Consider the following 18241-nt stretch of genomic DNA (forward strand, 5'->3'; position numbering starts at 1 on the left):
TTCGGTAAAACGCGTTATTTAAAGCGATAATTGATCCGGCCTTTGCTCAGATCGTAGGGGGTCATTTCCACCTGTACTTTGTCGCCTGCCAGAACACGAATGCGGTTTTTGCGCATTTTGCCTGCCGTATGTGCGATAATCTCATGGCCGTTTTCAAGCTCGACCCGGAATGTCGCATTCGGCAGGAGTTCCTTGACGATACCGGGGAATTCGAGCGTGTCTTCCTTAGCCATGGTCTCTCCTTGAACACTTTGCCCTGCAAATGCAGAGCGCAGGCTTAAATGGGCGCAATTTTCCCTTTTTTCAAGACCTATTCACAGCAAAGACGTGTTTATCGCAACGCTATCGCGGCCAGCTTGATCTGCCCAGTGGCTTCGGTTCAGCACAACGCCATCGGCGCGCACATTGGCGATCTGTGCGATATCCACCTCAGCATAGGTCCAACCGGGCACGTTAATCTGCGCGGCAGCCAGCACACCGGTTGACGGGAAACCAACATCAGGTGGGCAAAAGATGCCCCCCGCCCCATAGGAATCGCCCAACGCCTCGGACCAATCAGCGGGCCCAACACAAGACGACATGGCAGTAATGCACTGATTCTCAAGCGCGCGGGCCATGGACCCGATGCGCACGCGCCAGTATCCGGCCAAGGCCTCGGTGACGCTGGGAACCGCTATGATATCACAATCAGCCAGCGCGCGGCCCAAAAGCGGAAATTCGCTGTCGTAGCAGATCAAAATCCCGATCTTGCCGATCGCTGTCTCGAAAACTTGCAAGGGGTTGCCGCCGACCACGCCCCAAACTTCGCGCTCGAAACGGGTCATGATCTGTTTGTCTTGTATGCCGATTTGACCATCAGGCGTAATCAACCGCGCGCGGTTCACAGGCCGTGTGGCCGTGACCGCTGGTGCCGATGCTGCTACGATATGGACCCCATATTCGGCCGCTAACCGCTGGTGCAGCGCATCCGCGTCAGGCAAACGGTCAGATACAGCAAACAGGGATGCCTCAAGATTGGCGGCGACGTCCAAGCCAGCCAACGTGGCTAACTCCATCGCACCGTATTCTGGGAAAACCAGCAGATCAGCCCCATTGCCAGCCGCCGTCGCGACCCAATTTGCCAGCTTGTCTTCGTAATGTGCCCAACTGGTCAGGATATCTTGGGTATAGGCGGCTGTTGCTATTTTCATCACTCGGGTCTCTGTGCTGTTTCGCATCAATCGTGCGCTTGTTCTGCAGCCGCTTCAATGGTCAAATGCCGTGAAACGCTCTATTTTGATTTACGGAATATAACCGCCTAAAAAGGCAGCCTGTCACGCAACTATCCAAAAGTGTTTTTGAAAACTGAAAACTGCCAGAAGGCGATTACGATGTTCAAAAAAGGTGTAACACTGCGCGGTATCGAAGTGTTCGAGGCATTGGCCAGCACGGGTTCCGTCGCGCAAGCCGCCGCCGCAACCGGCCTAAGCCAGCCAGCGGTAAGCCAGCAAATGACCAATCTTGAGACCGCGATCGGGGCCGCGTTGATGGATCACAGCCGCCGCCCGATGCGCCTGACCCCCCAAGGGGAAAGCTTTCTAAGGCATGCAAGTGCGGCATTGGCACAGCTGCGGCTTGCCCAAACAGAATTGACGGTCATGGATCTGGCCAATCTGTCGGATCTTAGCCTGGGCGTCATTGATGACTTCGAGAACGACCTGACGCCGCGCCTTGGCACCATATTGGCGGACAGCATGGCAGGCTGCCGGTTTCGAATGATCACGGATGGCAGCAAAGATTTGATACAGGCCGTTCAGGACAAGGCCCTGCACATCGCCATCGCGGCCACCAGCGGGGACGCCAAGGGCGGGCTGATCGAAATCCCCCTCGCCCGCGACCCCTTCATCATTGTTGCCCCCAGTGACAATCCCGTACCACCCGCCGAGCTGCTGTCGGGCCGCGCGCCCCTACCCTTTATCCGGTATGACGCCAGTCAGATGATCGCAGAACAGATCAACAACCACCTGACACGTAACAGCATCACCTTGGCCTCACAGTTCGAGATCGGCAGCCATCTGGCGCTGATGGCAATGGTCGCGCGGGGGATCGGCTGGGCGATCACAACGCCCTTTGGCTATGGCCGGGCAGAACGATTTCACGGCTCCCTACAAGCCTACGCGTTACCTGCATCAGGCGCGTCGCGGCAAATATCGCTGTTTGCGGGTGCCGATTGGACGGGGCCCATACCGCAGAACATTGCGGACACCATGCGCCAATTGCTGCAAACCCATATGATCGGGCCCACGCTGGCGCAGATGCCATGGCTTTCTAGCAGTTTTCATACCCTCGACGGGTAAACTATTAAAAGACATCGAAAGGCAGGAAAGATGAGCAAGATTGTCATTCTCACCGGGGCCGGCATTTCGGCTGAAAGCGGGATCGAAACATTCCGCGCCGAAGACGGGTTGTGGGCGCAGCACCGTGTCGAAGACGTGGCCACCCCCGAAGGGTTTGCCCGCGATCCCAAGCTGGTCGTTGATTTCTATAACGCCCGACGCAAGCAGGCATCAGAAGTTATGCCAAACGCCGCGCATATGGCATTGGCCAAGCTGCAAAAGCAGTACGATGGCCAAGTCGTAATCGTTACCCAGAACGTGGATAATCTGCATGAACAGGGCGGCGCGTTGAACGTCATGCATATGCATGGTGCCCTGAAATCGGCGCTTTGCGCGGCCTGCGACCATCGCTGGCCTGCCCCCATGGTCATGGCCCCCGGTGACGCCTGCCCGAAATGCAGCGCGCCCGCAGCCCGACCTGACATCGTTTGGTTCGGCGAAATGCCCTATGATATGGAGGTCATCTTTGACCATCTTGCCGAGGCGGATATTTTTGCTGCCATTGGTACGTCAGGAAATGTGTACCCCGCCGCAGGGTTCGTTGCTGATGCCCGCCGCAACGGGGCGCATACGATTGAGATGAACCTTGAACGCTCTGCCGTTGGGAACCAGTTTGCCGAACATCGCACCGGCCCCGCAACGCGCATTGTCGCAGACTGGGTCGACGAACTGCTCGGCGGCAGCGGCTTATCACAGCGGCCAGAGCTTAGGTAAAACCCGTTCTCTGGCCGCCGGATCGTGTTTTATTCAGACGCTTTGCTGTGGTCGGAATGATCCATGGTACCGTGGTCCATGGTGCTGTGATCCATCGCGCCTTCGTCCGGCTGGCGGTCCTGATCAACGGTGATCTCGATTTCGACCTCACCGGCCTTTTCGAACTCAAGGGTTACTTTGATCATTTCGCCCTGCACCAACGGGCGGTTCAACCCCATGAACATCAGGTGGTCGCCACCGCGCTTGAATGTGTGGGCCTCGTCATTTCCGATCGGCACGCCACCTTCGATTTCGCCCATACGCATCACGCCATTGGCGTCTTCGGCGTGTTGATGCAGTTCGACCTTTTTGGCCACGTCGGACGATGCGCCGATCAGGCGGTCATCGCTGCCAGAATGGTTCATCAGCACCATAAATGCCGCGCCGGATGTCGATGCTGCGGTTGAACTGCGCGCGTAAGCATCATGGACCATCATGCCTTGAGCCGCCAAAGGGCCAGCCGACAAAAGAACGATCGCGCAGACCGCGCGGGTAAAAGAAGCAAGTTTCATTGGGTATTCCTGTGTTTTGAGATGTCTAAGATTGGTTTCTTCTAGACAAACACAGGCGGTGCCCGCGTATCGGGCCGCAGCTTTGGGTGAATAATTTTCTGAACATCGCACTGTAAGACAACCGCGCCAAAGACGATTAACTGCGCGGGGGCATCAAGCAGTGTGACAGGTCCGTCGACAAGGATATTCAGTGCCGCGTCAGGGCAAATATGCGGGGCCGAGGTCGGCTGACCCTCGGCATCCAGATACACCGCCACCGGCCCTGTACCCGTGCATAGCACCATTTGCCCCGTCGCAGCAGACGCACCGCGTGCGACCGCCATGCTTTGGCTGGTCAGCCCCAACACCAAGGCAAGCAAGACAGCAATGATTGAACGGTTCAACATATCGCAACCCTTAGCGCAGATGTCGTGGGGTTTCGATATGTAAAAACGACGCAACCCCGGCGGTTAAGCCAGGGTTGCATACAAAAACTTTAGAACGTCTTAGGAAAGTGCGTCAGCAGTCGCACTGGACTTCGCAATCGCCTTTTTCACTTTCAAAGCGTTGCCGGACAGCTCGGTGTCCTTTGCTTTGGCCATGAACTTGTCCAGACCACCGCGGTGATCGACAGTGCGCAAAGCAGCCGCAGAAATGCGGAACTTAAAGCTGCGGCCCAAAGCTTCGGACTGCAACGTCACATCGTTCAGGTTTGGCAAGAACCGACGACGCGTGCGGTTTTTGGCGTGGCTTACGTTGTTGCCCGTCATCGGGCCTTTTCCGGTCAATTCGCAAACGCGCGACATGGGTTCATCCTTTTGCTACAGAGGTGTTATCGGCGATCCGACGCAACACCCGAATGGGCTGCACAAAAGGCAACCCTGAAATTGGTTGTCAGGCTTTAGGCGGAATCACCAGCGGGGTCAACCCAACGCGACGCGGTTCCTTGCGCTTTTCCTTTTGCACTTACCAGAAAGATTTGGCATCTGTGAGCCATGAGTATTCAGTCACGCGCCCTTCTTGTCCATTTGTTCACTGCAACCGGCGCGATATTCGCCATGCTGGCCATGTTGGCAGCCGTCGATGAAAAATGGGATATGATGTTCCTATGGCTGGTCGTCGCCTTTTTTGTTGATGGAATCGACGGCCCATTGGCCCGCAGATACAATGTTAAGACAAATGCGCCACAATTTGACGGGGTGCTGCTGGATCTGATCATTGATTACCTGACCTATGTTTTCATCCCCGCCTTTGCCCTGTTCAAATCCGGCCTGATGGACGGGTGGAGCGGCTGGGTCATGATCATTATCATTACCTTCGCCAGTGCCATGTACTTCTGCGACACCCGCATGAAGACAAAGGACAATTCCTTTTGGGGGTTTCCGGGATGCTGGAACATGCTGGTGCTGGTGCTGTTCGCCCTATCACCGCCTTGGTGGGTTTCACTGATTCTGGTGACATTCCTTGCCATCACCATGTTTGCGCCGCTGAAATTCGTGCACCCTGTCCGGACAGAGCGCTGGCGCATCGTGACGCTGCCAATGGCGCTGGCCTGGACCTTCTTTGCGGGCTGGGCTGCTTGGGTCGATTTTCACCCCGACAGCTGGGCGCATTGGGGTCTTATCCTGACCAGCCTATACCTGACCTTTGCCGGTGTCGCGCAACAGTTCCTGTTTGACCGCGATCTGTAGGGTGGGTGCAAACCCACGCCCCTACAAAAAACTATATCAACAGACCGGCCGCCCCTTCATGGCGCAGCAAGGCGATTTTCGTCTCGACTCCCCCTGCCCCTGAATATCCCGTCAGGCCTTTGGCCCCCATTACACGGTGGCACGGAATGATCACGGGAATAGGGTTTTGCCCGCAGGCCTGCCCCACCGCCTGCGCGGGGGCATCTAGGTCTTTGGCGATATCGCCATAGGTGCGGGTTTCGCCAAAGGGAATCGCGAATATCGCGTCACATACCGCCACAAGGAAATCGCTCCCCTCGACCCGCAGGGGCAGCGTAAATTCGGTCAGCGTGCCGGTGTCAAAACCGGCCAGCTGACGCACAGCTTCTTCAAGAAGATCGCTGCTGTCCTGCTTCAGCACATCGCCCCAAGACAGGCGCGTGATTGCGCCTGCCTCTTCGGTCACTGTCAGCATCCCGAATTGCGTCTTTATGGAACGTTGCAGAACCACCTAAACGCTTGTCGGGTTCGGCCGCGCCTTAGGAAACCGCATCGTCGCACCGTTTGCACACGGCGGGATGGGCATGGGTGCCAACATCAGGCAGCACCTTCCAGCAGCGGGCGCATTTCTCGCCCTCGGCCTTGGCAAACACCACGGCGACGCCTGCGACATCATCAGATGTCCATGCCCCTTCGGGTGCGTCCCCGGTCGTCAGGGTGATCTGGCTGGTGATGCACAAATCGGCAAAGGTTTCGGGGTTGGTGATGACCTCGGCATACTCAGGCGCAAGATACACGGTAGGTGCCGCCTCAAGCGACGACCCGATCACCTTGGCAGTCCGTTGTTCTTCCAACGCACCCGTGACCACACGGCGCACTGCACGCACCTTTTCAGCACGGGCGGCCAGCACATCATCGCGCCATGCGGCAGGCGTATCCGGGAAATCCTGCAAATGCACCGACGCGTTTTCACCTGCGTGACGTTCCAGCCAGACTTCCTCCATCGTGAAGACAAGGATCGGGGCCAGCCATGTGGTCAGACGGTTGTACAGGTGATCCAGCACGGTCAGCGCGGCCAGTTTGCGTGTCGTGTCGCCATCGCAATACAACGCATCCTTGCGGATATCGAAATAGAACGACGACAGATCAAGCGTGGCAAATTCGAACACCGCGCGGAACACACCCTGGAAGTCGAACTTGGTATAGCCTTCGCGGACAACACCATCCAGAACGGCCAGCTTGTGCAGGATCAGACGTTCCAGCTCGGGCATGTCCTCCACCGCGACGGCTTTGGACTTGTCGAAATCCTTGAGCGACCCCAACATATACCGCATCGTATTGCGCAAACGGCGATAGCTGTCTGCCACACCTTTCAGGATTTCATCCCCAATCCGCTGATCCGCAGTATAATCTGTCTGCGCCACCCAAAGCCGCAGGATATCCGCGCCATATTGCTGCACGATCTTTTCCGGCACGATGGTGTTGCCGATGGATTTGGACATCTTCATGCCCTTGGCATCCAGCGTAAAGCCATGCGTTACAACATTGCGATAAGGCGCGTGGCCCGTGGTGCCAACCGATTGCAACAATGACGAATGGAACCAGCCCCGGTGTTGGTCGGTGCCCTCCATGTAAACATCAGCGATACCGTCTTTGGTGCCATCGGGACGGTCACGCAGAACGAACGCATGGGTCGAACCGGAATCAAACCAGACGTCCAAGATATCGAACACCTGATTATAGTCTTCGGGGTTTACGATCCCGCCCAGGAAGCGCTCTTTCGCGCCGTCTTCGTACCAAACGTCAGCACCGTCGACCTCGAACGCATCAACGATCCGCTTGTTCACGTCCGGATTGCGCAGCAGGAAATCAGCGTCCGTTGGCAACGCACCTTTCTTGGTAAAGCAGGTCAGCGGCACACCCCATGCACGTTGACGCGACAGCACCCAGTCAGGCCGTGCCTCCATCATCGAATGCAGGCGGTTGCGGCCCTTTTTCGGCACCCAGTTCACGTTATCAATCTCGGTCAGGGCACGTTCGCGGATCGTCTTGCCGAAGGTGTCCAAACCGTCTCCAACCGGCTTGTCGATGGCTGCAAACCACTGCGCAGTATTGCGATAGATGACCGGAGCCTTGGACCGCCAGGAATGCGGATAGCTGTGCTTGATCTTGCCACGTGCCAGCAATCCGCCGACCTCGACCAGCTTGTTGATCACGGCGGTGTTCGCGTCACCTTCCTTGCCGTTCGGCTTCAGGATCGCCTTGCCACCAAAGAACGGCAGATCCGCGCGGAACGACCCGTCTTCGATCACGTTATAGGTAATCACCTGCTCCAGCATGCCCAGATCACGGTACAGCTCGTATTCCTCAAGACCGTGGCTGGGCGCGCAATGCACAAAGCCCGTGCCTTCGGTGTCGGTCACGAAATCAGCGGCGCGGAAGTCGCGCAGATCATCCCATTCGCCATTGCTCCCTTCGGAACCGGCCAGCGGGTGCTGCAACTTGATCTTGGCCAGATCATCCTGCGTCACATCGCACAGACGCCGCACCATGGTCTCATCAAGCCGCGCACGACCAAACACATCCATCGCCATGCCGTCAGACAGGATATAGCGGTCGCCGATATTGACCCAGGATTCCTCGGGCCGGCCGATTACTTCGTACAGGCCATAGGCAATGTCTTCGCCATAAACGACGGCCTTGTTGCTTGGCATGGTCCAAGGTGTCGTGGTCCAGATCACGACCTGCGCACCATCCAGCGTTGCGTCACCCGTGCCCACGACCTTGAACTTCACCCAGATGGTAAAGCTTTCCTTGTCGTGATACTCGACCTCGGCCTCGGCCAGCGCTGTCTTTTCAACCGGCGACCACATCACGGGCTTCGATCCCTGATACAACGTGCCGTTCATCAGGAACTTCATGAACTCCTCGGCGATCACGCGCTCGGCATGGAAATCCATTGTCAGATACGGATCGGCCCAATTGCCGGTAACGCCCAGACGCTTGAACTCTTCGCGCTGGATGTCCACCCAACCGGCGGCAAACTTGCGGCACTCGGCGCGGAAATCATTGATCGGCACGTCGTCCTTGTTCTTGCCCTTCTGGCGGTACTGCTCTTCGATCTTCCATTCGATCGGCAGACCGTGGCAATCCCAACCGGGGATATAGCGCGCGTCAAAACCCATCATCTGATGGCTGCGCACGATCATGTCCTTGATCGTCTTGTTCAGCGCGTGACCGATGTGCAGATGCCCGTTCGCATAGGGCGGGCCATCATGCAGCGTAAAAGGCGTACGGCCTTCTTTTTCACGCAACCGGTCATAAACGCCAATCTTCTCCCACTGCGCCAGCCACTCGGGCTCGCGTTTGGGCAGGCCTGCGCGCATCGGGAAATCGGTCTTGGGCAGGTTCAGCGTGGATTTGTAATCAACTGTTTCGGGGGTGTCGGCGCACATGTGGGGCGTCCTTTGGCAAACGGGTATAAAAGGGATGGTCAGCTGCGGCGCGAGTATCTCTAACACCTAAGGCCCGGCGTCTCGTCAAATCAGAGCGCCGGGAAAATAATTCGAATAATGATCACGGATATCCGGTTCATGCGCGTCTTATAAGCCCCACCATCCCAAGCGACAAGCCCCCACCCCCTGCGTTCTCTGGCTCTTAAATATCCCGGGGTTTGGGGCAGCGCCCCAATCCCGAACCCCGATCAACCCTCTGCCTGTGATCCCTTGCCGAACAACCCCGACAAGGCCCGCTTGATGATACTGCGCACTTTGGGTCTGCGCCCTTGCGAAAACGGCATAGGGCGGCACACTTCCATCGCGGCCACACCGACCCGCGCGGTCAAGGCACCGTTCACCAACCCCTCGCCAAAGCGCCGCGAAAGTTTGGCCAATATCGTCCCTCCCAAAATCGGCTCGAGCATATCATCGCCAACCGCAACTGCGCCGGTTGCCACCAGATGCGACATCACCACCCGTGTCAGTCGCCACGATCCAAAGAACCCAGACCGCCCGCCATAGATTTCAGCGATGCGGCGGATCATGCGCAGGTTGCTGGTTAGGGCGGCGGCCACATCGGCCAGCGCCAGTGGCACCAGTGCGGTCACCGTCGCCACCTGCCGCGCTGCGGCTTCGACCTCCCGACTGGCGGCGATGTCCAGTGGGCCAAGCAGTTCGGCCTCGGTCAACGCCAGCAGGCTTTGTGCATCCAGTTGATCCGCGCGCAACTCGGCCAGACGGTCGCGGCCCCAGCGGGTATCTTCGCGGCCCTGATACAGCGCCACCAGCCGATCCGTCACCGACCGCGCCGCTTTCAGATCATCTTGGGCCAAGGCTTCGCCGGCGTCGTGATGCAATCCGTCCAACCGCGCCAACCGGCTGAACGCCGCAAGCTCGCGCAGGCACAGTAGTGCTACCACCAGCAGCAACGCGCCAATCAACACGGTCATTGCCATCCCGATCACAGGATAGCTTGCCATCAGTCCCGCGATAAAGTTCCACGCAGTGATCGACACCAACGCCCCGATAAACGCCGTCAGCAGCCACCAGAACAGCTTGACCAGTTTGGACGGCTTGCGCGCCCCTAGTCGCGCGGCAATTTGCATCGCTTGGCCCTGTGGGGCGGGCATACCAACTTCGGGCACGGGCGGCGCGTTAGAGACTGACGGACGTGGTGCCACATCTTCCTCAAGATCAAACAATACCGGACCTTTGGCCATCACACAGTCTCCCGTTGCCATTCGTATTGAATATCCGGCAAGCGTTCATCATTGCCGCTTCCATCCGTGCGCTGCAGCTCTACAAAACCGTGGCGCAGGTAAAACCGTTGGGCACCCTCGTTGGCTTGAAACGTCCACAACTCCAGACGGTCCACCACAGTTTGCGCATGGCGTAGTAATGCGGCCCCAATGCCTTGCCCGCGTTTTTCGGACGCCACGTAGAGCGCATCAAGATCGTCACCATTTCTTGCACAGAACCCGATCACTGTACCGTTATCCTCGGCCACATGAACCCGACCTAGGTCGATCATACGGGCAGCATGGGCGATATCTTCGGCGCGGGTGTGAATGCGCGGCATCCAGTCCGACGTGTCGACGAATTCGGACAGGATCGCGCCCACCGCCCCCGCATCCAGATCGCGCGCCATACGCAAAACGGTCACAACCGGTCTCCGATCAGAAACTCTGCGGCGCGGTCCAGCCGGATATGTGGTGGCCCGTCACCGGGGCGCAGGTTCAGCTTGGCCGGGGCAAAGCGCATGATCTTATAATCCTGATCCAGCCATTTTTCTGCGCCCGCCCGCGCGGGGCTTAGCAGATGCGCGGGGTCTTTGGGCAGCTCGCCGGGATAAAACGCCGCCTCTTTTCCTGTCTCAAGCAGACTGCCACGCACAACATCCAAAGTTTCGCCATCATGCTGCATCGACGCTTCGGTCGTGGCACGTAAGGACGCCAGCGACATGGCAGAGGTCGTGGCCCCCGCAAATCGCGCGCGGTCTCGGGCGTCGCGGGTCAAGGCCTCCATGATCGCGGTCAGGCGGGGATGCTGGGAATGGTGCAGATGATCGGCCTTGGTCGCGGCAAACAGGATTTTCTCGACCCGTTTGCCGCGTAGAATTTGCGTCAGGAACCCGTTGCGACCGGGTTTGAAGCTGCTCAGGATTTCGCCCATCGCGGCGCGCAGGTCTTCGACGGCACGCGGGCCTTGGTTGATCGCGCCAAGGGCATCGACCAGCACAACCTGACGATCGATCTTGGCAAAGTGGTCGCGGAAAAACGGTTGCACGACTTTGCGTTTATACGCCTCGAACCGCCGCGCCACTTCACGCAGCAGCGATCCGCGTGGGCCGTCACCACCGGGCAAGGGCGCAAAGGTCAGCACCGGCGATCCCGCCAGATCACCGGGCAGCAAAAACCGCCCCGGGGTGCAATCGGAGTAGCCATTGGCCCGCGCGGTCTGCAGATATCCGGCAAAGCTGGCGGCAAGCGCCTGTGCCGTCGGTTCATCGAGGACCGCCTGCGCATCCGTATCTGCGACCAAAGCGCGATAGGCTGCCGCCTCGTCGCGTCCTTCGATCCGTTGCAAAACCTGCGCGGACCATTGCGCATAATCCACATCCAGCAACGCCAGATCCAGCAGCCATTCGCCGGGGTAATCCACAATATCCAGATGGATCGTACGCGGCCCCTGAAACCCCGCGAGCAAGCCATTTGGCCGCACGCGCAAGGACAAACGCAATTGCGATATCGCGCGGGTGCTTTCGGGCCAATGGGGCGTGGGGCCTGTCAAAGCGGCAAGGTGATTTTCATATTCAAAGCGCGGCACGGTATCATCGGGTTGAGGCTGCAAAAATGCGGCCTCGATCCGCCCTTCGGATGCGGCCAGCAGCCCGGGCATCCGGCCACGGTCCAGCAGGTTCGCCACCAGCGACGTGATAAAAACCGTTTTGCCCGACCGCGCCAGTCCAGTGACACCCAGACGGATAACGGGTTCGAAAAACGCTTCTGACACGCCGTCCTGAACATTTTCGACCTGCCGCCAAATACCATCGGCAATTCTTGAGAGTACCAAAGCCTGCGCCCGCCCTTACCTTGCTGTTGAAAGTGAACATAAGCACGGGGTGCAGGGATTGCCAGAAGGCACGACCCGCGCTAAGCCCCCGCCATGTATCGCTATGCCCTGAAAATCGAATACCACGGCGAACCCTTTCACGGGTGGCAACGCCAGAACGATGTGCCCTCGGTACAGGGCGTGATCGAGGCTGCGCTGGCCAAAATCGAACCGCGCGACCACAACATCGCAGCAGCGGGCCGCACGGACAAAGGCGTTCATGCGATGGCACAGGTCGCCCATTGCGATATGGAACGCGACTGGACCCCGTTCAGGCTGTCCGAAGCGTTAAACTATCACATGAAGCCGCATCCCGTGGCGATTGTGGATTGCGCACAGGTCGATGACACATTCCATGCCCGTTTTTCCGCACAGGAACGGCGATACTTTTTTCGTATCCTGATGCGGCGGGCACCTGCGACCCATCAGGCCGGGTTGGTGTGGAACGTAAAGAAGCCGCTTGATCTGGATGCCATGCGCGAAGGTGCAAGCCATCTGTTGGGCAAACATGATTTCACAACATTCAGGTCGACGATTTGCCAATCCATCACGCCCGTTAAGACCGTTGACCGTCTGGACATGGCATTGGTGGACACCCCCGCCGGACCCGAAGTGCATTTTGATGTGCGGGCACGGTCGTTTTTGCACAATCAGGTCCGCAGTTTCGTTGGCACGTTGGAACGGGTCGGCGCAGGGTCTCTTCGCCCCGAGGATGTCAAAACCATGCTTGAGGCGCGCGACCGTCAGGCCTGTGGGCCGGTATCCCCGCCACATGGTCTGTACCTGTCCCATGTCGGGTACCTCGTGGACCCCTTCGCGGCTTAGGTTTTTGCGATCACAGCCCAATCGCCGTGATGGGCACCCTCTTGATCCAGACGTTCGAACCCATGCGCCCCAAAGAAATCACGTTGCGCCTGGATCAGGTTGGCGGTGCCACGCCCGCGCCTGATCGTATCGTACCACGCCAAAGACGCGCCAAGCGCAGGTACTGCGACCCCGGACAACACAGCGGTCGCCACGACCCGCCGCAACGCCCCGATTGATCCGTCCAGCAGATCGCGAATAGCAGGCGCAAGGATCAGTTCGCCACCGGGCAATTCACTGCGGAATGCGGTTGCGAAATCATCCAACAAGGCCGACCGGATGATACATCCTGCGCGCCAAATCTCGGATATGCGCGCCATGTCCAGCTGCCACGCGAATTCGTCAGATGCCGCCGCTAAAACGCGAAAGCCCTGCGCGTGGCCGATGATACGTGCGGCCAGCAAGGCCTGTTGCAGGTCATCCGCATCGGGCATTGGTGCCTCTTGCGGGTGCGCCGCCAACAGCGGCTCGGCGATCTGGCGGGTTTTCTTTTCGCTCGACCACCCGCGCGCGCCCACGGCTGCCTCGATTGTGCTGGCCGATTGGCCCAGCTTCAGCGCCTCGATCAAGGTCCAGCGGCCCGTGCCTTTTTGGCCCGCTTGATCCTTGATCACATCGACAAGGGGCCGGCCCGTGATGGCATCGGTGGTTTGCAACGCCGCCGCCGACACCTCTATCAGATATGAACTTAGCGGCCCGTTTTGCCAGCTCTCAAACAATTGCCCGATATCAGCTGCAGCTTGCCCGCCCGCATCACGCAAAATGCCGTATACCTCGGCGATCATTTGCATATCCGCGTATTCAATGCCGTTGTGCACTGTCTTGACGAAATGGCCAGCACCGTCGGGGCCCAGATGATCAACGCAAGGCTCGTCTTGGAATTTGGCGGCGATGGCTTCGACCATCGGGCGCATATGTTGCCAGCTTTCTTTGGTGCCCCCGACCATGATCGACGGGCCGTGCCGTGCACCGTCTGCACCGCCGGAAACGCCCATACCAACGAAATGACATCCGGTCTTTTCAACCATGGTTGACCGTCTGCGGGTGTCGTGGAAATCGGCATTTCCGCCATCAATGATCGTGTCACCGCGATCCAGATGCGGTAAAATCACGTCGATCATCGCCTCCATCGGCGCGCCTGACGGTATCATAAACAACACGCTGCGGGGTCGGGATATAGAAGCTACAAATTCAGCCAGATCAGCGGCACCGGAAAACTGCCCCGCAAGAGCGCCTGATGCCTCGATGAACGGGGCGATCCAGTCCGCTTCCTTGTTGCTGACTGCAACCTTGAAACCATGTTCAGCCAGGTTCAACGCCAACGCGCTGCCCATGGTGCCTAAACCGAAAACCCCGATATCAGCACTGGTTTCGCGGTTTTTCATGACTATATTCCTTTCAAGGTAGCCCTCACAAAGTGGAACGCGCAGAGCGCCGCTGCAAGAGGCCAAATCCTAAGAAATTGATTCCTTTTACAAAATCGTTTACTAATTAACGATAAAAACAAAAAACGTATCTGTTGGCAGGTGATCTAAAATGATGCACGCATTCAAACGCGCATGGGATGAAATGTTCCTTCCTATGTGGCAGCGGCCGAAACGGCTGCAAGTCGCAGCACTATGCTATCGCGAGACATCGAAGGGTAAACAGGTGTTGCTGATCACAAGCCGTGACACCGGGCGATGGATCGTGCCAAAAGGCTGGCCCGTAGACGGCCTTGATGGTGCCGAGGCCGCCCTGCAAGAAGCTTGGGAAGAGGCCGGCGTGTCAAAAGCCGACATCGAAAGCGACCCGATCGGTTATTATGACTATAACAAACGTCTGGATCACGGGCTGTCCACGCCTGTGAATGCCCAAGTGTACCTGACACGCGTGCGCAACCTCGAAGATAAATACCCCGAGGTTAATGAACGCAAGCGCAAATGGTTTACCCCGGCCGAGGCTGCCAAGCTTGTCGATGAACCAGACCTGCAGGATATTCTGCGGTCTCTTTAATCTACGTTGCCCGGTTTGTCCGGCTCATAGGCTCAGACTTGTGTAGGTGCCCCGTTTCTGGCAGGACGCGCCAATCGTATTGATCGGAGCAGCTATGACTGACGCGCCAAAAGGCCAGCAATGGAAGACGCTGGACACTGATCTGCACCGCATTTCACGGGTAGAACAAGCCGCAACCTATGCCGCCCGCCCGATGGTCGGCTTTGGGATCGCGCTGGCATTTATCGTGTTTGCGGCCCTTTCTGCGGGCATCTTCCTTGGCTATTCATCATCCAATTACGTGGTCATCGCCGCGGCGGCCTTTGGGGCCTATATGGCGGTCAATATTGGGGCCAACGACGTTGCCAACAATATGGGCCCGGCTGTGGGTGCCAAGGCGCTTAGCATGGGCGGTGCCATTCTGATTGCCGCCATCTGCGAAAGCGCAGGCGCATTGCTGGCCGGGGGCGATGTTGTATCGACCATCTCAAAGGGGATCATTGATCCGACGTCGGTTGCAGATGCGCAGGTGTTTATCTGGGCGATGATGGCCGCACTTATTTCGTCTGCTCTTTGGGTCAATCTGGCCACTTGGGTGGGCGCGCCGGTGTCGACAACCCATTCGGTCGTTGGGGGCGTTTTGGGCGCAGGTATCGCTGCTGCTGGCCTGTCCGCCGTTAATTGGCCCTCGATGGGCATGATCGCCGCAAGCTGGGTGATTTCACCGGTTTTGGGCGGGGTCGTCGCTGCGGGTTTTCTGGCGTTGATCAAAGCAAAAATCCTGTACCAAGAAGACAAGATCGCAGCCGCGCGCCGGTGGGTTCCGATTTTGGTGGGCGTTATGGCTGGCGTGTTCGCCACCTATCTGGCGCTGAAGGGGCTGAAAAAGATCGTTCATATCGACATGGGCATGGCCCTGTTTATCGGTTTGATTCTTGGCATCGTTGCGTATGCCGTGTCACGCCCCGCGATTTTTCGCGCCTCTGTCGGGATGGAAAACCGCAACAAATCCGTAAAGGTGTTGTTCGGCCTGCCGCTGGTGTTTTCTGCCGCTTTGCTAAGCTTTGCCCACGGGGCCAATGATGTTGCCAACGCGGTTGGCCCCTTGGCCGCTATTGTTCACGCGTCGGAATTTGGCGGTTTCGAGGCCAAAGTATCCATACCCACATGGGTCATGGTGATCGGTGCATTTGGCATCTCGTTCGGGCTGTTTTTGTTCGGGCCGAAACTGATCCGTATGGTCGGCAGCCAGATTACCAAGCTGAACCCCATGCGCGCCTATTGTGTGGCCCTGTCCGCGGCAATCACGGTGATTGTGGCATCCTGGCTGGGGCTGCCCGTCAGTTCGACCCATATCGCGGTTGGCGGCGTGTTTGGCGTGGGCTTTTACCGCGAATGGCATATGGAGCGCCGATTGCGCGGGCCCGATGCCACCGTTGTCCGGGTCAAACGCATTGCCGTTGAGGAACGCCGCCGCCGCAAGCTGGTACGGCGGTCGCATTTCATGACAATCATTGCCGCTTGGGTGATCACGGTTCCGGCCGCCGCAACCATGTCCGCGCTTATCTTTGTCGTGCTGACAGCGATTGTTGGCTAGATATCAGTCGGGGACAGGTGCGGTATCCCCCGCCCTGTGGCCTGATTTATGTGTTGCTGCACGCGCGTGCACAGCGGTGTTGGCACTGATTTTTCAGCGCCCAGCCTGATGATCACCCCTTGAAGCGCGTCAATCTCGGTCGGTTTTCCGGCCTCAAGATCATAGGACATCGACGTGCGCGCCGTGGGATCGATGGTAAGCATCTTGGCCGCGACCCGCTGAAAGATCGGCGTTGGAAGGCGCAAAACCCATGGGATCAACCCCGATGGCAAGGGCGTCGAGGATCGCGTTTGAATGCCATGCGCCTTCAACACGTTTAACGCCTCGACCATCTGTGCGGCCATGACCAAGCGCCAAGGACGGCTGAGCAGTTGCGCCTGAAGCGTCAAACCGGACAAAGCATTCAGTGCATTGTTCAAATTGATTAGCAGCTTGCCCCATTGGACCGCCGCAATATCATCGCTGTTTTCAAATACCAGATCAGGTTGTGACAGATGGTCGGCCAACGGCGTCTGGCCCGCCTCTATCACAATATCACCGCTGGTAGAACGATGATACGAACCCGCACCCACAGGCACCACGTTGAACGGGACCATGCCGGCGCGCACATCATGGGCTGGCAGGATGTTTCGCAGCGTCTGCGCCGCCTCCATCCCGTTTTGAAGGCTGATCACAACCGCGTCTTTGGGCGCGTTCCGGTTGATTTCATGCGCCATCGCGGCAGTATCTGCGGTCTTGACCGTCACCAAAACCAACGCCGCTGTTTTCAGGCAATTTGGGTCATCCGTCAGCGTCAGGTCTTGCGCGCGCACATCCACATCCAACCCGCCAAAATCCGTCAGGTGCAGGCCGTTTTCGGTGATCTCATCCATGACACGGCGGCGCGCAAGCAGGGTCACATCATGACCGCGCGCCGCCAAAAGACCGCCCACAAAGCAACCGATCGCCCCTGCACCCGCAACGACGACAGGTTGCTGCGAGGTCATTTACCCAAGCACCAGCGCATGATCGATTTTTGCGCGTGCAGCCGGTTTTCAGCCTCGTCAAAGATCACCGAATTGGGGCCATCCATAACCGCGCTTGTCACCTCGTCATCGCGGTGGGCAGGCAAGCAGTGCATGAACAGGGCGTCAGGCTTGGCCTTGGACATCAACCCATCGTTCACCTGATAGCCGCGCAACTGATTGTGACGGCGTTCACGCGCGGATTGCGGGTCATGCATGGAAACCCATGTATCGGTGACAACCAGATCTGCGCCTTCGACCGCTTTGTTCGGATCACGTTCGGTGGTGTAGAGGCCGTTCAAGGCAGGTTCGGGATCTAGCGTTGGCGGGCCGGTAAAGACCAGGTCAAAGTCAAAGCTTTTGGCCGCATGGGCAAAACTCGCAAAGACATTGTTGCCGTCGCCGGACCAGACGACCTTTTTCCCTTTGATCGGGCCGTTATGTTCCTCGAACGTCATGATATCGGCCATGATCTGGCAGGGATGCGTGCGGTTGGTCAGCCCGTTGATCACCGGAACGCTGGCGTATTCGGCCATTTCCAAAAGCGTCGCTTCTTCGAAGGTGCGGATCATGATCAGGTCGACATAGCGTGACAGTACACGGGCTGTGTCGGCGATGGTTTCACCGTGACCCAGTTGCATGTCTGCGCCGGACAGAACCATGGTTTGGCCACCCATCTGGCGCACACCAACATCAAAGCTGACGCGGGTACGGGTCGATGGTTTTTCGAATATCAGCGCGACCATGTGGTCTTTGAGAGGTTGTTCGTCGTCAGGCGCACCGCGCGGGCGGCCCTGACGGTCTGCCTTCATTGCGGCGGCGTTGTCGATGATCCCGCGCAGTTCGGCGGGGTCGGTTTGGTGAATGTCGAGAAAATGTTTCATAGGTAATTCTTCTGTTTGAAA

General features: G+C 58.0%; 19 protein-coding genes. 6 read left to right on the forward strand and 13 right to left on the reverse strand.

Features of this window, described 5'->3' with window-relative positions:
• Positions 1-14: 14 nt before the first annotated feature.
• Together infA and KZZ06_RS03985 are read right to left on the reverse strand one after the other, a co-directional pair.
• The gene (gene infA / locus KZZ06_RS03980; RefSeq protein WP_005851736.1) at positions 15-233 is read right to left on the reverse strand and encodes a translation initiation factor IF-1; all 219 of its coding nucleotides are present in this window, start codon (positions 231-233) and stop codon (positions 15-17) included.
• A gap of 81 nt (positions 234-314) precedes the next feature.
• On the reverse strand, positions 315-1190 hold the full coding sequence (locus KZZ06_RS03985; RefSeq protein WP_219578756.1) for a carbon-nitrogen hydrolase family protein: 876 nt from the start codon (positions 1188-1190) through the stop codon (positions 315-317).
• A gap of 180 nt (positions 1191-1370) precedes the next feature.
• On the opposite strand from KZZ06_RS03985, the gene KZZ06_RS03990 reads away from it, so the two are divergent.
• Together KZZ06_RS03990 and KZZ06_RS03995 are read left to right on the forward strand one after the other, a co-directional pair.
• A complete protein-coding gene (locus tag KZZ06_RS03990) occupies positions 1371-2336 on the forward strand; it encodes a LysR family transcriptional regulator (protein WP_219578757.1) in 966 nt (321 codons plus the stop codon).
• 30 nt (positions 2337-2366) lie between these two features.
• The gene (locus KZZ06_RS03995) at positions 2367-3089 is read left to right on the forward strand and encodes an NAD-dependent deacylase (RefSeq protein WP_219578758.1); all 723 of its coding nucleotides are present in this window, start codon (positions 2367-2369) and stop codon (positions 3087-3089) included.
• Between the two features lie 29 nt (positions 3090-3118).
• Here KZZ06_RS03995 and KZZ06_RS04000 read toward each other — a convergent pair whose 3' ends face one another.
• The 3 genes from KZZ06_RS04000 to rpmB all read right to left on the reverse strand — a co-directional run bounded on the left by KZZ06_RS04000 (position 3119) and on the right by rpmB (position 4425).
• Positions 3119-3640 (reverse strand): copper chaperone PCu(A)C, encoded by a 522-nt coding sequence (locus KZZ06_RS04000; RefSeq protein WP_219578759.1) that lies wholly within the window; start codon positions 3638-3640, stop codon positions 3119-3121.
• A gap of 41 nt (positions 3641-3681) precedes the next feature.
• Positions 3682-4026 carry a hypothetical protein gene (locus KZZ06_RS04005; protein ID WP_219578760.1) on the reverse strand — a complete coding sequence of 115 codons (345 nt, stop codon included), beginning with the start codon at positions 4024-4026 and terminating at the stop codon, positions 3682-3684.
• A 99-nt stretch (positions 4027-4125) separates the two neighbouring features.
• The gene (rpmB, locus tag KZZ06_RS04010) at positions 4126-4425 is read right to left on the reverse strand and encodes a 50S ribosomal protein L28 (protein ID WP_219578761.1); all 300 of its coding nucleotides are present in this window, start codon (positions 4423-4425) and stop codon (positions 4126-4128) included.
• 189 nt (positions 4426-4614) lie between these two features.
• Between rpmB and KZZ06_RS04015 the strand changes: the two genes are divergently transcribed.
• Positions 4615-5310: a phosphatidylcholine/phosphatidylserine synthase gene (locus tag KZZ06_RS04015; protein ID WP_219578762.1), complete on the forward strand. Its 696-nt coding sequence runs from the start codon at positions 4615-4617 to the stop codon at positions 5308-5310.
• A gap of 31 nt (positions 5311-5341) precedes the next feature.
• Here KZZ06_RS04015 and KZZ06_RS04020 read toward each other — a convergent pair whose 3' ends face one another.
• The 5 genes from KZZ06_RS04020 to KZZ06_RS04040 form a co-directional block, all read right to left on the reverse strand.
• Positions 5342-5764: a methylated-DNA--[protein]-cysteine S-methyltransferase gene (locus tag KZZ06_RS04020; RefSeq protein WP_219578763.1), complete on the reverse strand. Its 423-nt coding sequence runs from the start codon at positions 5762-5764 to the stop codon at positions 5342-5344.
• A gap of 64 nt (positions 5765-5828) precedes the next feature.
• Positions 5829-8744 carry an isoleucine--tRNA ligase gene (gene ileS / locus KZZ06_RS04025; RefSeq protein WP_219578764.1) on the reverse strand — a complete coding sequence of 972 codons (2916 nt, stop codon included), beginning with the start codon at positions 8742-8744 and terminating at the stop codon, positions 5829-5831.
• 248 nt (positions 8745-8992) lie between these two features.
• Complete coding sequence (locus tag KZZ06_RS04030) at positions 8993-10006, reverse strand: YcjF family protein (RefSeq protein WP_219578765.1); 1014 nt, start codon at positions 10004-10006, stop codon at positions 8993-8995.
• Positions 10006-10449, reverse strand: a complete 444-nt coding sequence (locus KZZ06_RS04035) for a GNAT family N-acetyltransferase (protein ID WP_308339998.1) — start codon at positions 10447-10449, stop codon at positions 10006-10008. The genes KZZ06_RS04030 and KZZ06_RS04035 overlap by 1 nt, the downstream gene beginning before the upstream one ends.
• Entirely contained in the window at positions 10446-11858 is a 1413-nt protein-coding gene (locus tag KZZ06_RS04040; protein WP_219578766.1) for a YcjX family protein, read from the reverse strand. Before KZZ06_RS04040 ends, KZZ06_RS04035 begins: the two co-directional genes overlap by 4 nt.
• 93 nt (positions 11859-11951) lie before the next feature.
• Here KZZ06_RS04040 and truA point away from each other — a divergent pair, with 93 nt between their 5' ends.
• Positions 11952-12722, forward strand: coding sequence for a tRNA pseudouridine(38-40) synthase TruA (gene truA / locus KZZ06_RS04045; RefSeq protein WP_219578767.1), 771 nt, complete (start codon positions 11952-11954; stop codon positions 12720-12722).
• Here the strand turns inward: truA and gndA are convergent.
• A complete protein-coding gene (gene gndA, locus KZZ06_RS04050) occupies positions 12719-14146 on the reverse strand; it encodes an NADP-dependent phosphogluconate dehydrogenase (protein ID WP_219578768.1) in 1428 nt (475 codons plus the stop codon). The two genes, truA and gndA, sit on opposite strands and share 4 nt — an antisense overlap.
• 151 nt (positions 14147-14297) lie before the next feature.
• On the opposite strand from gndA, the gene KZZ06_RS04055 reads away from it, so the two are divergent.
• Together KZZ06_RS04055 and KZZ06_RS04060 are read left to right on the forward strand one after the other, a co-directional pair.
• Entirely contained in the window at positions 14298-14756 is a 459-nt protein-coding gene (locus KZZ06_RS04055) for an NUDIX hydrolase (protein ID WP_219578769.1), read from the forward strand.
• A 94-nt stretch (positions 14757-14850) separates the two neighbouring features.
• Positions 14851-16332: an inorganic phosphate transporter gene (locus KZZ06_RS04060; RefSeq protein ID WP_219578770.1), complete on the forward strand. Its 1482-nt coding sequence runs from the start codon at positions 14851-14853 to the stop codon at positions 16330-16332.
• Here KZZ06_RS04060 and KZZ06_RS04065 read toward each other — a convergent pair.
• Positions 16329-17318, reverse strand: a complete 990-nt coding sequence (locus KZZ06_RS04065) for a 2-dehydropantoate 2-reductase (RefSeq protein ID WP_219578771.1) — start codon at positions 17316-17318, stop codon at positions 16329-16331. The genes KZZ06_RS04060 and KZZ06_RS04065 overlap by 4 nt on opposite strands.
• Positions 17315-18220, reverse strand: coding sequence for an ornithine carbamoyltransferase (gene argF / locus KZZ06_RS04070; RefSeq protein ID WP_219578772.1), 906 nt, complete (start codon positions 18218-18220; stop codon positions 17315-17317). The genes KZZ06_RS04065 and argF overlap by 4 nt, the downstream gene beginning before the upstream one ends.
• Between the last annotated feature and the right edge of the window lie 21 nt (positions 18221-18241).

This window comes from Sulfitobacter sp. CW3, from assembly GCF_019392245.1.
Lineage (GTDB): Bacteria > Pseudomonadota > Alphaproteobacteria > Rhodobacterales > Rhodobacteraceae > Sulfitobacter.

Excerpts from the sequence above, each read along its gene's own strand:
- infA (WP_005851736.1), bottom strand. The coding sequence starts at position 233 with ATGGCTAAGGAAGACACGCTCGAATTCCCCGGTATCGTCAAGGAACTC.
- KZZ06_RS03985 (WP_219578756.1), bottom strand. The coding sequence starts at position 1,190 with ATGAAAATAGCAACAGCCGCCTATACCCAAGATATCCTGACCAGTTGG.
- KZZ06_RS03990 (WP_219578757.1), top strand. The coding sequence starts at position 1,371 with ATGTTCAAAAAAGGTGTAACACTGCGCGGTATCGAAGTGTTCGAGGCA.
- KZZ06_RS03995 (WP_219578758.1), top strand. The coding sequence starts at position 2,367 with ATGAGCAAGATTGTCATTCTCACCGGGGCCGGCATTTCGGCTGAAAGC.
- KZZ06_RS04000 (WP_219578759.1), bottom strand. The coding sequence starts at position 3,640 with ATGAAACTTGCTTCTTTTACCCGCGCGGTCTGCGCGATCGTTCTTTTG.
- KZZ06_RS04005 (WP_219578760.1), bottom strand. The coding sequence starts at position 4,026 with ATGTTGAACCGTTCAATCATTGCTGTCTTGCTTGCCTTGGTGTTGGGG.
- rpmB (WP_219578761.1), bottom strand. The coding sequence starts at position 4,425 with ATGTCGCGCGTTTGCGAATTGACCGGAAAAGGCCCGATGACGGGCAAC.
- KZZ06_RS04015 (WP_219578762.1), top strand. The coding sequence starts at position 4,615 with ATGAGTATTCAGTCACGCGCCCTTCTTGTCCATTTGTTCACTGCAACC.
- KZZ06_RS04020 (WP_219578763.1), bottom strand. The coding sequence starts at position 5,764 with ATGCTGACAGTGACCGAAGAGGCAGGCGCAATCACGCGCCTGTCTTGG.
- ileS (WP_219578764.1), bottom strand. The coding sequence starts at position 8,744 with ATGTGCGCCGACACCCCCGAAACAGTTGATTACAAATCCACGCTGAAC.
- KZZ06_RS04030 (WP_219578765.1), bottom strand. The coding sequence starts at position 10,006 with ATGGCCAAAGGTCCGGTATTGTTTGATCTTGAGGAAGATGTGGCACCA.
- truA (WP_219578767.1), top strand. The coding sequence starts at position 11,952 with ATGTATCGCTATGCCCTGAAAATCGAATACCACGGCGAACCCTTTCAC.
- gndA (WP_219578768.1), bottom strand. The coding sequence starts at position 14,146 with ATGAAAAACCGCGAAACCAGTGCTGATATCGGGGTTTTCGGTTTAGGC.
- KZZ06_RS04055 (WP_219578769.1), top strand. The coding sequence starts at position 14,298 with ATGATGCACGCATTCAAACGCGCATGGGATGAAATGTTCCTTCCTATG.
- KZZ06_RS04060 (WP_219578770.1), top strand. The coding sequence starts at position 14,851 with ATGACTGACGCGCCAAAAGGCCAGCAATGGAAGACGCTGGACACTGAT.
- KZZ06_RS04065 (WP_219578771.1), bottom strand. The coding sequence starts at position 17,318 with ATGACCTCGCAGCAACCTGTCGTCGTTGCGGGTGCAGGGGCGATCGGT.
- argF (WP_219578772.1), bottom strand. The coding sequence starts at position 18,220 with ATGAAACATTTTCTCGACATTCACCAAACCGACCCCGCCGAACTGCGC.